The 13318-nt window shown below is 65.2% G+C and carries 15 protein-coding genes; 8 read left to right on the plus strand and 7 right to left on the minus strand.

Annotated features, from left to right (window positions below; translation table 11 throughout):
- Positions 1-148: 148 nt before the first annotated feature.
- Positions 149-2368 carry a M3 family metallopeptidase gene (locus ACOQPC_RS01535; protein WP_420606915.1) on the plus strand — a complete coding sequence of 740 codons (2220 nt, stop codon included), beginning with the start codon at positions 149-151 and terminating at the stop codon, positions 2366-2368.
- 207 nt (positions 2369-2575) lie between these two features.
- On the opposite strand, the gene ACOQPC_RS01540 is transcribed toward ACOQPC_RS01535, so the two are convergent.
- The 4 genes from ACOQPC_RS01540 to ACOQPC_RS01555 all read right to left on the minus strand — a co-directional run bounded on the left by ACOQPC_RS01540 (position 2576) and on the right by ACOQPC_RS01555 (position 6036).
- The gene (locus ACOQPC_RS01540; RefSeq protein WP_420606916.1) at positions 2576-2818 is read right to left on the minus strand and encodes a hypothetical protein; all 243 of its coding nucleotides are present in this window, start codon (positions 2816-2818) and stop codon (positions 2576-2578) included.
- A gap of 177 nt (positions 2819-2995) precedes the next feature.
- Positions 2996-3835 (minus strand): S1/P1 nuclease, encoded by an 840-nt coding sequence (locus tag ACOQPC_RS01545; RefSeq protein ID WP_420606917.1) that lies wholly within the window; start codon positions 3833-3835, stop codon positions 2996-2998.
- A 263-nt stretch (positions 3836-4098) separates the two neighbouring features.
- A complete protein-coding gene (locus ACOQPC_RS01550) occupies positions 4099-5220 on the minus strand; it encodes an isoaspartyl peptidase/L-asparaginase family protein (protein WP_420606918.1) in 1122 nt (373 codons plus the stop codon).
- 150 nt (positions 5221-5370) lie between these two features.
- Entirely contained in the window at positions 5371-6036 is a 666-nt protein-coding gene (locus tag ACOQPC_RS01555) for an SDR family oxidoreductase (protein WP_420606919.1), read from the minus strand.
- A 178-nt stretch (positions 6037-6214) separates the two neighbouring features.
- Between ACOQPC_RS01555 and ispG the strand changes: the two genes are divergently transcribed.
- The 3 genes from ispG to ACOQPC_RS01570 all read left to right on the plus strand — a co-directional run bounded on the left by ispG (position 6215) and on the right by ACOQPC_RS01570 (position 8955).
- Positions 6215-7360: a flavodoxin-dependent (E)-4-hydroxy-3-methylbut-2-enyl-diphosphate synthase gene (gene ispG, locus ACOQPC_RS01560; protein ID WP_420606920.1), complete on the plus strand. Its 1146-nt coding sequence runs from the start codon at positions 6215-6217 to the stop codon at positions 7358-7360.
- Positions 7357-7836 carry a GNAT family N-acetyltransferase gene (locus ACOQPC_RS01565; protein WP_420606921.1) on the plus strand — a complete coding sequence of 160 codons (480 nt, stop codon included), beginning with the start codon at positions 7357-7359 and terminating at the stop codon, positions 7834-7836. Before ispG ends, ACOQPC_RS01565 begins: the two co-directional genes overlap by 4 nt.
- Before the next feature lie 189 nt (positions 7837-8025).
- Complete coding sequence (locus tag ACOQPC_RS01570; RefSeq protein ID WP_420608185.1) at positions 8026-8955, plus strand: histone deacetylase; 930 nt, start codon at positions 8026-8028, stop codon at positions 8953-8955.
- Here ACOQPC_RS01570 and ACOQPC_RS01575 read toward each other — a convergent pair.
- Positions 8946-9482 (minus strand): hypothetical protein, encoded by a 537-nt coding sequence (locus ACOQPC_RS01575; protein WP_420606922.1) that lies wholly within the window; start codon positions 9480-9482, stop codon positions 8946-8948. The two genes, ACOQPC_RS01570 and ACOQPC_RS01575, sit on opposite strands and share 10 nt — an antisense overlap.
- Before the next feature lie 300 nt (positions 9483-9782).
- Here ACOQPC_RS01575 and ACOQPC_RS01580 point away from each other — a divergent pair, with 300 nt between their 5' ends.
- Both ACOQPC_RS01580 and ACOQPC_RS01585 read left to right on the plus strand, forming a co-directional pair.
- A complete protein-coding gene (locus ACOQPC_RS01580) occupies positions 9783-10283 on the plus strand; it encodes an EamA family transporter (protein ID WP_420606923.1) in 501 nt (166 codons plus the stop codon).
- A complete protein-coding gene (locus tag ACOQPC_RS01585) occupies positions 10222-10677 on the plus strand; it encodes an EamA family transporter (protein ID WP_420606924.1) in 456 nt (151 codons plus the stop codon). Before ACOQPC_RS01580 ends, ACOQPC_RS01585 begins: the two co-directional genes overlap by 62 nt.
- Before the next feature lie 25 nt (positions 10678-10702).
- Here ACOQPC_RS01585 and ACOQPC_RS01590 read toward each other — a convergent pair whose 3' ends face one another.
- Both ACOQPC_RS01590 and ACOQPC_RS01595 read right to left on the minus strand, forming a co-directional pair.
- Positions 10703-11242: a GNAT family N-acetyltransferase gene (locus ACOQPC_RS01590; RefSeq protein ID WP_420606925.1), complete on the minus strand. Its 540-nt coding sequence runs from the start codon at positions 11240-11242 to the stop codon at positions 10703-10705.
- A 102-nt stretch (positions 11243-11344) separates the two neighbouring features.
- Positions 11345-11788: a glycine zipper 2TM domain-containing protein gene (locus ACOQPC_RS01595; RefSeq protein WP_420606926.1), complete on the minus strand. Its 444-nt coding sequence runs from the start codon at positions 11786-11788 to the stop codon at positions 11345-11347.
- A gap of 216 nt (positions 11789-12004) precedes the next feature.
- Between ACOQPC_RS01595 and ACOQPC_RS01600 the strand changes: the two genes are divergently transcribed.
- Positions 12005-12220, plus strand: a complete 216-nt coding sequence (locus ACOQPC_RS01600; RefSeq protein ID WP_420606927.1) for a hypothetical protein — start codon at positions 12005-12007, stop codon at positions 12218-12220.
- 16 nt (positions 12221-12236) lie between these two features.
- On the plus strand, positions 12237-13175 hold the full coding sequence (rarD, locus tag ACOQPC_RS01605) for an EamA family transporter RarD (protein ID WP_420606928.1): 939 nt from the start codon (positions 12237-12239) through the stop codon (positions 13173-13175).
- Positions 13176-13318 lie beyond the last annotated feature (143 nt).

Consider the following 13318-nt stretch of genomic DNA (forward strand, 5'->3'; position numbering starts at 1 on the left):
TCGCCGATCTGGTCCATTTCGGTTGAGGTTGATTGTCCTGGATGGTGCGGCGAACGCCCTCGTCTCCGGCCGGTGGCTGCACGGCCCTTGCGGCGCGCTCGATGCTCGACCACAGCGGCAACCAGCACTCACCATGAAAGGCTGCCCCTTGCCCAAGACCCTTGCCTTTTTCGCCTTGTCCGTATCCACTTTGGCGCTCGGCACGCCCGCTCTGGCGCAGACCGGTGGCGAAACGGACGCGGGTACCGGATCGGTGATTGGCGAAGCGCCGGATATGTCCGCCGATGATGAAAGCCCCAAAGTCATGCCGAAATCGAACGACACCAATTCGCTGCTCAACCCCTGGACCGGACCCTATCAGGGCGTGCCGCAATGGGATGAGGTCGAGGCGTCCGATTTTCCCGGCGCGTTCAGACTGGGCATGGCCGGTACCAAGGCCGAATATGAAACGATCCTCGCCAATCCCGAAGCGCCGACCTTTGCCAACACGATGGAGCCGCTGGAACTGGCCGGCGAGGAAATCGGCCGGGTTTTCAGCTATTGGGGAGTGTACACCTCCAATCTTTCGAGCCCCGAGGTGCGCGCCATCCAGTCCGAGTGGAGCCCCAAGCTCAGCGCTTTTTTCAACGAGCTGAATTTCGACCCGCGGCTGTTTGCGCGCGTGAAATCGCTCTACGACCGGCGCGAGAGCCTGAACCTCGACCCCGAGCAGATGCGTCTGGTCACGCGGCAATATGAGGATCTGGTGCGCGGCGGCGCGCTGCTGACGCCCGAGCAGAAGCAGGAGATCATTCGCATCGAGACCGAGCTGGCGAGCCAGTTTTCGGATTTCTCGAACAAGGTGCTCGCCGATGAGGAGAGCTATATCCTCCTGACGGACGAGGCCGATCTGGCGGGCCTGCCCGATAGCCTGGTCGCCTCGATGAAGAGCGCGGCGGAAGATAATGAGGAAACCGGCTGGGCGGTAGTCAACACCCGCAGCTTCATGCAGCCCTTTCTGGAAAATTCCACGCGGCGCGATCTGCGCGAGAAGATCTTCACCGCCTATGTCAATCGCGGCGACAATGGCGGCGAGAACGACACCAACGCCACTATCGCCAACATCCTGAAGCTGCGCCAGCAGCGCGCCGAGCTGCTCGGCTTCGACACGCATGCCGATTACCGCATGGCCGACACCATGGCCAAGGAGCCCGAGCGCGCGATGGCGCTGATGATGAAGGTCTGGCCCGCCGCGGTGGCGCGCGTCCATGAGGAAGTCGCCGACATGCAGGCGATCGCCGACAAAGAAGGCGCGGATATCACGATCGCGCCGTGGGACTATCGTTTCTACGCCGAGAAAGTGCGCAAGGATAAATATGATCTCGATCAGAATGAGATCAAACCTTATTTCCAGCTGACCAAAATGATCGACGGCATGATGGATGCCGCCGGACGCCTTTACGATCTGGAATTCACCGAAAACACTGGCGATATCCCGCTGTTCGATCCGAACATGCGCAGCTGGGTGGTGAGCGACAAGCGCGACGGCAGCAATGTCGGCGTCTATTATATGGACCCCTATGCCCGCAGCGGCAAACGCTCGGGCGCGTGGGCGACCACCTACCGCTCGCAGCGGTCGCTGGGCGGGGAGCGCAACGTGCTGTCGGCGAACAACAATAATTTCGTGAAACCGCCCAAGGGCGAGGCGGCGCTGATCAGCGTCGACGATGCCTCCACGCTGTTCCACGAGTTCGGCCACGCGATCCACGCGCTCTTGACCGATATCACCTATCCGGGCCTGCGCGGCACGCCGCGCGACTTCGTGGAATATCCGAGCCAGGTGAACGAGAACTGGCTGCTGACGCCCTACATCTTGAACAATTACGCGGTACATTATCAGACCGGCGAGCCGATCCCGCAGGAACTGGTCGACAAGATCGAGGCCTCGTCCAAGTTCAACGAGGGCTTTTCCACGGTGGAATATCTGTCGAGCGCGATCATCGACATGAAGCTGCACGACCGCAGTGAGCCGGTAACCGATGTCGATGCGTTCGAGCGCGAGACGCTAGCGGAGATCGGCATGCCGGACGAGATCGTGATGCGCCACCGCCTGCCGCAGTTCAATCATCTGTTCTCGTCGGACGCCTATTCGGCGGGCTACTACAGCTATTTATGGTCGGAAACGATGGACGCCGACACCTGGGCGGCGTTCGGGGAAGCGGGCAGCTCGTGGGACAAGGCCACCGCCGACCGGTTCCGCGAGGTCCTGCTCTCGACCGGCAACGAGACCGACCGGCTCGAGGCGTATCGCAAGTTCCGCGGGCGCGATCCGGAGGTGCGCTACATTCTCGAAAAGCGCGGCTTCCCGGTGGATGCGACCGTCGAATAAGGCGGGCTGAGGGAATCAATAAGGGCGGGCCTCACGGCTCGCCCTTATTTGCGTGGAGTAGATCCGCCAAAAAGCGTCGTCATTCCAGCGAAAGCCGAAATCCAGAGCGATAGGACAATGCCGCTGGGCCCTGGATTGGCTTCGCCGAACTTACGTTTCCGGGTCAAGCCCGGAACGACGGCGAAGTGGCAGCAACCAACGGCTAACTCAGGCCGCCATCGCCGTCTTGCTGCTGCGCACATAGAAGAGCGGTCGCACCGGGGTCGACGAGACCTCGGCCAGCGGCAGCGCCGTTCCGCAATTGGCGCATTCGGCGGTGGCCCGTCCGACATGCCAGTGGCTGTGCCCACAGCCGGGGCAATGGTTGGTGTCTCCGTCATGATACATGAAGGAATAGCGCTTCATGGCGCCCTGAATGCCGAAACTCGAAGCGGCGGTCTGGATTGTCATACTACGGTCCTTTCGCACTGCACAACATAACGCCGTAAGACGAAAAGGTTTCCACCAGCGTTGAGTCGAATGGCAACTGTGGCAAATCGGCCACGTAGAAGACTAGGCATAATGGGGCTTTCAGCGCGAGTGGCAAATTCGCACCGCCCGATATCGGGATTATAAAGAGGGTAAAGATTAAAGCGCTTTTTTCAGCATATCGGCGAGCCGGAGCCCAGCGCGCACGATCTGCAGGCGTAGCGTTTCCGCCGAAGCAGCGACATCGGCCTCGTCGATCACCAGCTTGCTCTCGGGCTTGGGGCCGCACGGGTCTCCGTCCAGCGCGCGGGCATAGGCGATATCGCGACTCGCCTCCCAGGCTTCGCGGCTCCAGTCCTCGGGTGTACCGGTCACAAATTGTGCCGTTTCCGCCGGATCGTAGCGGCGGATCAGGCGGGGCGGGGTGGAGATCGCGCGCTCGGCCAGCGGCCCGTCCCAGATCCAGTGCAGGTTGAGGTCCGGAATGATCCCGTAGTCGGACTTCACGTCGTTGCCGCCGCGATCGTGCCGGTCGCCGGCGTGCAACGGCTGGTGGAGATCGCCGGTGAAATGGATCAGGAACGCCAGCGCCTCGAGCCGGACATTGTCGGGTAGCGATTTGTCGGCGAGAATCTTGAAATTGCGCTCCACCTGCGCATAGGCGCAGTTGCCGTTCGGACAATTGGGTTCGAGCGCGAACGGCTGGCAGATGTCGACATTCTGGTAATGCCAGGGCGCGGTATAGCCCCAGCGGTCGCGGTCCCGCCGAATGCAGTCCGGCCAGACGCTGGCATCGCCGATGGTTTTCAATGCGCAATCGGGCGTGCCGAGCAGCGGCGCGGCCTTGAACAGCCGGCGCATCACCGATTTGGCGTGCGGCGAGACATTGGTCACGGCGATAGCGGCCACGGTGCGGTGGCCATATTCGCCCCAGCCGAGCGCGGGGGCCGGGGGAAGAAAAGCGAGCGCGGCAAGCAGCGCGGTCAGGAAACGCAGCATGGCGCGGGCCCTACGCCCGATTTGTTGCATGGGGAAGACGGGCTGTATCCAAATCTTCTCCCGCCTAGGCGGGAGAAGGATACGGAGCCTTGCCAGCTCGTTGACTAGGGTCAGGACCCATTAAAGGGATTCCCAAAGTTTGATTTTGCTGAAGCGCCATCTGGGTCAGGGCGGTTCGGCTGAGCGCCCCTCTCCGCTGCGACTAGGGCGCACGCGCCCAAGTCTCGCTCCTCTCCCCCGGAGGGAAGAGGGTTGGCCCTATGCTATTCCTCGTCCCCGTAGATCGCCACAAGCTTTTCGCCGCCGCTCGACGCCTTGCCGCGGTACATGCCGGGCGTGTTGAAGCTCCAGCCCTGCTGGCCCCAGGGCGTGGCATAGATGACGCCGCCAGTGCCGCCCAGCTCGCCGAGCTCGTCGATCACTCCGGTGACGATGTCCTGCACTTCGCGCGGATCGAGCGAAACCGCGTCCGGGGTGATGACGCGTTCGGGCGCGCCGTCACGGTCGACGGGCACCTCGGCCTGCGCCTCGGCCGCTTGTTCGATCGCGCGAAACCGCAGCCGCGTGCAGATTTCATGCGCCACGCCGAGTCGGATGAAATATTCGCCCGCGCCGGTGGCGGAGATCGCGCAGGACCGGTCGTCGGCATAGGTACCGGCGCCGATCACGGGCGAATCGCCGATCCGGCCCCAGCGCTTGCCGGTCACCCCGCCGGTCGAGGTGGCGGCGGCGACATGGCCGGACTGGTCGAGGGCAACGGCGCCGACGGTGCCATATTTCATGTCGATGTCGAAGCTCGACACCTGCTTGCCGCTGGCCACGCGTTCCTTCAGCTCCTCGAGCTGCTCGCGGCGCAGCGGCGTGGCGAAATAGCTTGGATCGACCTGCTCCAGCCCCTGCTCGCGTGAGAACTGGTCGGCACCCTCGCGGCTCAGGAACACGAAACCGCTATCCTCCATCACCTTGCGCGCCAGCAGCACCGGGTTCTTGGTGCGGGTGACGCCGGTGACCGCGCCGGCCTCCAGCGTCTCGCCCTTCATGATCGCCGCGTCCATCTCGTTCGCGCCGTCCCAGGTGAACACCGCGCCGCGCCCGGCGTTGAAATTGGCGTCATCCTCAAGGATCGTGATCGTCGCGCCGATCGCGTCGACGGCGCTGCCGCCGCCTGCCAGCACCGCCGATCCGGCATCGAGCGCGCGCGACAAAGCGGCGCGGATTTCGGCGTCCTTTTCGGGCGTCAGCTTGCCGCGCTCGATCACCCCCGCGCCGCCATGAATGGTGAGCGCCCATGCGGGTTTGCCAGCGGGCGGATCGCCTGACGTTTGCGCAGAAGCCGCGTTGGACATGATCAGCGCTCCCAGAAAAATCGCCCAGATTCTACGCATAAGCCCCTCCCTGATCCGCATGATCCTATGCGTGTCGGGCGCTGCTGACAACGCTGAGTGCAGCAATGCAGCAACTGCGCGGGAAATGCTCAATTGCGGACAGCACAGCGTTAAACGAGATTGCGCCATTCGCCGGAATGACGCGCTACCTCACCACTCGATCGCCGCGCCGTCATAGCCGACGAAGCGGCCGCTGTTGGACAGGTTGGTCTCGTCGATCTGTTTGCGCAGGCCGCTGGCGCTGTCGGCGGGCGTCACCGGCGCGCCGCTGCCGCCCATATCGGTCTTCACATGACCCGGATGGAGCATCGCGATGGCGATCCCGTCCGGTTTCATGTCGATCGCCAGGCTCTTCCACGCCGCGTTCACCGCCGCCTTGGACGCGCGATAGGGGATGTAGCCGCCGCCGTCATTGTCGCCGATCGAGCCCATGCGGCTGGTCACCACCGCCATCTTCTTCTGATCCGATTGCGCGACATGGTCCTTGAGCCTCCGCGCCAGCATGGTCGGCGCGACGGCGTTGATCTCCAGTGTCTTGAGGAAGCCCGCGCGGTCGTCGGCGTCGATGCTGGCGATCCCGGCATTGTTGAGGAATAGGTCGATCGGCCGGTCGCCGAGCTGCTCTACGAAGCGGTCGATGCTTTCGTCCTCGCCCACGTCGAGTTCCAGCGCCTCGACCTTGTCCATTGCGTTGAGCTCCGCGAGATCGTCTTCGCTCCGGGCGGTCGCGATCACATCCCAGCCATGGGCGGCATAATCCTGGACCAGCGCACGGCCGATGCCGCGGCTGCCGCCGGTGATGAGAATGGTGGGCATATCTTGGTTCCTTGTTCAAATACCGTAGCCTTGAGCTTGTCGAAGGGCGCTTCTCGATCGAGACGTCCTTCGACAGGCTCAGGACTTACGGGTTATGGGTGGTCCGGTACTGCCACTCGCAACTGTCATCGCGAGCCGCTATATGGGGGCAAACCCGCGAACCCCGAGGCCTGTTCCGATGACCGCCGACAATCCTTCGCTGCGCCCCTGGCGCGATATCGAACGCCGGACGAGCCGCCGGATCATGGTCGGCGACGTGCCCGTCGGCGGCGACGCGCCGATCACCGTGCAGACGATGACCAACACGCCGACCGACGATGCCCGCGCGACGATCGACCAGATCCGCCGCTGCGAGGAAGCGGGCGTCGACATCATCCGCGTGTCCTGCCCCGACGAACCGTCCACCGCCGCGCTCAAGCAGATTGTGCGGGCCGCGAAGGTGCCCATCGTCGCCGACATCCATTTCCATTACCGGCGCGCGCTCGAAGCCGCCGACGCGGGCGCGGCCTGCCTCAGGATCAACCCCGGCAATATCGGCGACGCGCGCCGCGTGAAGGAAGTGGTCGACGCCGCCAAAAGCAACGGCTGCGCGATCCGCATCGGCGTGAACGCCGGCTCGCTCGAACGCGACCTGCTCGAAAAATACGGCGAGCCCTGTCCCGAGGCGCTGGTGGAGAGCGCGCTCGACCATATCCGGCTGCTGCAGGACCAGGATTTTCATGAGTACAAGGTCGCGGTGAAGGCGAGCGACGTGTTTCTCGCGGTCGCCGCCTACATGCAGCTCGCCGACGCCGTGGACTGCCCGCTCCATCTCGGCATCACCGAGGCGGGCGGGCTGATCGGCGGCACCGTCAAGTCCGCGCTCGGCATCGGCAATCTGCTGTGGGCCGGGATCGGCGACACCATCCGCGTTTCGCTCTCGGCCGAGCCGGAGGAAGAGGTGCGCGTCGGCTACGAGATCCTGAAGACGCTGGGCCTGCGTACGCGCGGCGTGCGCATCGTCTCCTGTCCCTCCTGCGCGCGGCAGGGGTTCGATGTGATCCGCACCGTGCAGGCGCTCGAAGACCGGCTGCGGCATATCAACACGCCGCTCTCTCTCTCGGTACTCGGCTGCGTCGTCAACGGCCCGGGCGAGGCGCGCGAGACCGACATCGGCCTCACCGGCGGCGGCAAGGGCAAGCACATGGTCTATCTGTCGGGCGTCACCGACCATCATGTGGCCGATGGCGACATGCTCGATCACATCGTCGGGCTGGTCGAGGCCAAGGCGGCCGAGATCGAGGCGGCGAACGCGGCGGAAGCCGAGCCGGTGGCGGCGGAATGAGCATCGATATCCGCGCCGCCACGCCCGCCGACGTTCCCGACATGCTCCGCTTCGTGCGCGAACTGGCCGCGTTCGAGAAAGCCGGGCCGGACGACGTGCCCGTGAACGCGGCGCGGCTCAACGACGCGCTGTTCGGGCCGCATGCGGTGGCCGAGGCGCTGATCGCGGAGTGGGACGGCGAGGCGGCGGCGTTCGCGTTGTTCTTCCACAATTTCTCGACCTGGCAGGGGCTGAAGGGGCTCTATCTCGAGGATCTCTATGTGAGCGAGGCGATGCGCGGGCACGGCATCGGTTCGGCGCTGCTGAAGCGGCTCGCCGGAATCGCGGTGGAGCGCGGCTGCGTGCGGTTCGAATGGGTGGTGCTGGACTGGAACGAGGGCGCGATCCGCGTCTACGAACGGATTGGCGCGAAGATGCAGCACGCGTGGCGCATCATGCGGATGGAGGGCGAGGCGCTGAAGGGCTTTGCGGCATAGCGCGCTCCAAGCGTTGAAACCACCGTCGCCCCGGCGGGGGCCGGGGCCCATCCCGTTTCTCGGATATGAGAACCGTTCGTCATCACACCCGGCATCGGTTAATCTGCATGATCACAACGCTGCCCTCAAGTCGAACACAGGATAGGCTCCGGCCTTCGCCGGAGCGACGAGTTAGCTAAGGGAGGCATGATGCTCCACGTCGTCCATCATGCCGATTACATGGCCCCGCTGCCCGAGCGTGGCACGTTCCAGTTCGACAAATATCAGCTCGTCATGATCCTGCTGCGCGAAAGCGGTGCGGCGATCACCGAGCATGCGCCTCCGCCGATGCCGCGGGACTGGCTCGCCGCGGTGCATGATCCGGCCTATGTCGACAGCGTGCTCGCCGCCGCGGTGCCGCGCGAAAAGGAGCGCAGGATCGGCTTTCCCGTCACGCCGCACATCGCGCAGCGCGTGCAGCATACCAATGGCGGCACCTGGCGCGCCGCGCATCTGGCGCTCGAACATGGATATGCCGCCAACAGCGCGGGCGGCAGCCATCATGCACAACACGATACCGGTGCGGGCTATTGCGTGTTCAACGATCTCGCGGTGGCCGCCAACCGGCTGACCGCCGAAGGGACGGTCCAGCGCATCCTGATCGTCGACTGCGACGTGCACCAGGGCGACGGCACCGCCGCGCTGACCGCGGGCCGCGAGGATATTTTCACCTTTTCCATGCACGCCGAGAAGAATTTTCCGGTGCGCAAGGCGCTCTCGGACCTCGACGTGCCGCTGCCCGACGGCACCGGCGACGATGGCTATATGGCGGCGCTGTCGGAGCATTGGCCGCGCCTGCTCGATGGCTATCGGCCCGATCTCGTCCTTTATCAGGCCGGGGTCGATCCGCATGCGGGCGACAGGCTGGGACGGCTCTCGCTCAGCAATGCGGGCCTGGCGCGGCGCGACCGTTATGTGCTGGCCGAGGCGCGGCGGCGCGCGGTTCCGGTGGCGAGCGCCCTGGGTGGCGGCTACGGCGCCGACCAGCGCGAGGTGGCGGGACGCCATGCCCGCTCGATGCTGGCCATGGCCGATGAGAATGCGCGTTTCTCCGCGCCGGCGGCTATTTCTCAGAAATAGATATCGACATAGTCGGTGAGCCCGTCGCGGCACGATTCCATATTCTGCAGCCGCCAATATTTGCGGTTCTGCGTGACCTGAAACAGCATCGGGCCGGTCCGCACGCAGTTGCGCCCCGCGTCGGGCGCGTCGGCGATGGTGATAGTACCGTCGAAGCTGAAATGGTCGCTCGCGATATCGGTGACAGCGCCGTCCAGCGTGAGCCGTCCTGCCGCCGCGTCCTTGGTGCCTGGCGGCGCATTGCCACCGTTCTGGCTGCCGTGCAGACGGACGAGCGCGCCATCCTGCGTTACGTTCAGGGTGCCGCGATAATCCCAGCCGATCCATTGCAGGGTCAGCCCGCTATTGTTGCGCAGCCGGTCGAGCGCGGCCTGATCGCCCACGGTCGTGCGCCGGGCTGCGGACGCGCTGGACGCCTCCTGCTGCAATCGCTGCTGCACCGCATAGGGCGACGCCGGGCCGGCGGGCGTTCCGGCGGCGCAGGCGGCGAGCGGCAACGCGGCGAGGGCGATGAGGCTGCGGATCATGGATGGACTCCCTTGTTGGTGCATGTCCGGCTTCGACGCATGGGCGCGGGGCGGGTTCCGGATCACTGCCACATCCCCAATTCCGTTCGTGCTGAGCTTGTCGAAGCACCGCTCTTTTTTCGTGTAACGATGGAAAAAAAGGAAAGCAGCCCCCTTCGACTGCCTGCTTGCAGCAGTCGCTCAGAACAGGCTTCGACAGGCTCAGGGCGAACGGACGTGGGCGGCAGCAAAGGGGTTTAGCCCATAATATGATCTATGCCCCGTCTGGACAGCGCCCACCGCCCGCCCGATAGCGCCCCGATGCCCCAGCGCCCGCTCGTCCCCTTCCTCGTCGCCTGTCTCGGCATCGGCAGCTTTTCGCTGATGGACGCGGTGATGAAGGGACTGGTGCTCCGGATCGACGTGTACAACGCGCTGTTCTGGCGTTCGCTCGCCGCCATCGCGATCCTGGCGCTGCCCTATCTGATCTGGCGCCGTCGGCGCCATCCGACCCGCGCGGCGCTGCGCATCCATGCCCGGCGCGCGCTGGTGCTGTTGCCGATGGGGCTGAGCTTCTTCTGGGCGCTCGGCCGGCTGCCGCTGGCCGAGGCGATCGCGCTCAGCTTCATCGCGCCGGTGATCGCGCTCTATCTCGCGGCGCTGCTGCTGGGCGAAACCATCGGGCGCAGCGCGATCCTCGCCTCGGTGCTGGGCCTGATCGGTGTGGCGGTGATCGTCGGCGGGCGGGTGAGCGGCGATTATGAAGCGCAAGCGCTGCTTGGTGCGGGCGGTGCTGTTTTCGGCCTGCCTGTTCGCCTATAATCTCATCCTTGCGCGAAGGCAGGCGCAGATCGCCGGGCCGATCGAGATCGCCATGTACATGGCGCTGTTCCTGGCAGGCTATTTCGGACTCGCCGCGCCGTTGCTCGCGGTGCCGCCTGCCGCCGAGCAGTGGCCCGCGATTATCGGCGCGGCGGCGCTGTCCAGCCTGTCCCTGCTTCTGCTCGGATGGGCTTATGCCCGGGCCGAGGCGCAAGCCCTGATTCCGGTGGAATATACCGGCTTTCTCTGGGCGATCCTGTTCGGCTGGCTGTTCTTTGCCGAAATGCCGAGCTGGCCGGTGCTGGCGGGCGCGGCATTGATCGTGGCCGGCAGGGCGACCGCCGCGCGGGCCAAGCCGCGGCTGGTGCAGGCGGTGGATCTGGATGCGATGTGATGCGCGCCCGGCTTAGATATTGACCCTAATTCCGCCGCGCCTTCCACGCCTCGCGGGTCTGGCCGTAGCAGTCGACCTGCTTGTCCTGGAACGGCGCGGGCATTCGGGTCGGTCCCATCTTGGCCGATCCCAGCCGCTCGGCCAGCTTGATCGATCCTGTGTTTTGCGGATCGATGATGTGGTGCACCGCGTCCCAGCCGAGCCGGTCGAACGCATAATCGATCGCCGCGACGGCGGCTTCGCGGGCATAGCCCTTGCCTTCGAACTCGCGCGCCACGCCCCAGCCGATTTCGGCCACCGGCCATTCGGCGGGCTGCCACGGCCCGGCGCGGCCGATCCAGCGGCCGGTGGCGCGCTCGATCATCGAGAACATGCCGAAGCCGTTGATATGCCAGCTGCCCGCCAGACAGCACCAGGCGCGCCAGGTCTCGGCGCGCGATTTCGGACCGCTCAGAAAACGCATAGTTTCGGGATCGGCGTGAAAGGCGACCGCCGCCTCGAAATCCTCGGCGGCGGGCGGGCGCAGGATCAGCCGTTCGGTAACGAGCAGGGGGCCGTTCAGCATGGGAATGCGCCTTTCGATGGAGTGCGCGCTCCTACCGCATCGGCGCGCCACAAAAAAGGGCACCCGGCAAGGGGTGCCCTTCTGCGTGACGATGCTGGAAACTCAGCGGCAGGTGACGCCGCCGCGATCGAGCTCGCGGCCGAGCAGACCGCCACCCACGGCGCCGATGATCGCGCCGATCGTGCGGTCCCGCCGGCCGGCGATTTCCGCGCCGCCGATCGCGCCCAGCGCGCCGCCGATCACCAGACCGGCGGTGCCGTCGTCGCGGCGGCAGCGATAGCGCCCGTCATTGCCGCGCCAGATACGGTCGTTGCGGCCGAGGCGGCGGTCATGGCGCGCGTCGCGGCGGGCCTGACGGTCGTAGTAACGCTGCTCCTGGCGATATTCGCGGGCCTGCTGGCGCTGATAATGCTTGTAGCGCTGGTGGCGATTATCATGCTTGCCGCTGTCCGCATGGACGGCCGCGCCTTCGGTTATCGGACCCAGATCGGGGGTCGGAACGGCCATGGACAGCGCGGCTGCCGCGGCGAGGATGGCGATTTTCATGTCGGCTTCTCCTGGCTTGCCGGAGGGGGTTTCCGGAAGGTTGCTTGTCGAGAACGGTTCAGGTTTAGCAGCTGTTTCATGAACACAGGACGACAAGACGGACCGTTGCCGATTGTCGATGAACGGCTTTCCGGATGAATATCGCCTGTCGGTCAGAACCTATCCCAACTTTGAAAAGCGCTTGCCAGGGCATGGGCGGAGCGGCAGGGCGGGCACATGGGAAACATCGTCGCCTGGCTCATCGGTATCGTCTCGGCAATTCTCGCCATCCCCACGGTTCTGCCCGTCCTCGGCTGGCTGCTGGCGCTGATCATCCTGCCGCTGCCGCTGATCGGCATCGTCATCGGGGCTTTTTCACGGCGCAAGAGCGGGCGCAATTTCTGCATCCTGGTGTTCGTGCTCTGCTTCCTGCGGCTGCTGATCACCGTCTGACCGGCGGCGCATAGACATGCGCGACGAGCCCGCCACGCCCATCGAGGCCGCCCGCGCCGATGCGCCGCCGACCGAGCCCGGCAGCGGCCTGGCGCAGGGGCTCGGCGCTTATTTCATCTGGGGCTTCATGCCGCTGTTCTTCAAGCAGCTCACCGGCGTGCCCCCGGTGGAGGTGGTGGCGCACCGCGTGATCTGGTCGGTGCCGCTGCTGCTCGTGATCCTGGCCTTTCGCAAACAGCTCCCCGCGTTCTGGGGTGTGCTGAAGACGCCCAAGACACGGCTGCTGATGCTGCTCAGCTCCACGCTGATCGCGGCCAACTGGCTGATCTACGTGTTCGCGGTGCTGGCCGACCATATCCTGGCCGCGAGCCTGGGCTATTATCTCACGCCCCTGCTCAACGTGCTGCTCGGCTATTTCTTCCTCAAGGAAGGGATGACCAGAGCCACCTTCGTTTCGGTGGTGCTCGCTTTCATCGGCGTCGCGATCCTGGCGGCGGGGGCGCTCGATACCTTGTGGATCAGTCTCGCGCTGGCGTTCAGCTTCGGCCTGTACGGGCTGGTGCGCAAGCTGGCGCCGGTCGGGTCGATGCCGGGCCTCGCCGCCGAGACGGTGATGCTGTCGCCGGTGGCGCTGGGCGCGGTCGGCTGGTTCCTGCTCTACGGCGGCAGCGCCGGCTTCGGCAGTTCGCTGAAGATCGACCTGCTCTTGATCGCGGGCGGCGCGGTCACCGCCATCCCGCTGCTGCTGTTCGCCGGGGCGGCGCGGCGGATGCGGCTGACGGCGCTCGGCTTCGTCTCCTATATCGGTCCGACCATGCAGTTCGCGCTTGGCGTGTTCCTTTATGACGAACCGCTCACCACCCCGCGCCTCGCCTGTTTCGCGTTGATCTGGACGGCGCTGGTGGTCTTTTCGGTGGACGGTGTGCGGCGGTCGCGGCGGGGCGAGGCGATTTGATGTTCGGTTCTCGCAAACCCCGTCAGCCCGGCGAAAGCCGGAGCGGTTACAGCGCTGCATCCGCCCTGGATCCCGGATCAAGTCCGTGGTTCGCTCCTCTCCCTTAAACGGGGAAGGGTAGGATATGAGGGTGTAGCTACAGA

Origin of the sequence: Novosphingopyxis sp. (genome assembly GCF_965218915.1) — a bacterium.
Classification (GTDB): Bacteria; Pseudomonadota; Alphaproteobacteria; order Sphingomonadales; family Sphingomonadaceae; genus Novosphingopyxis.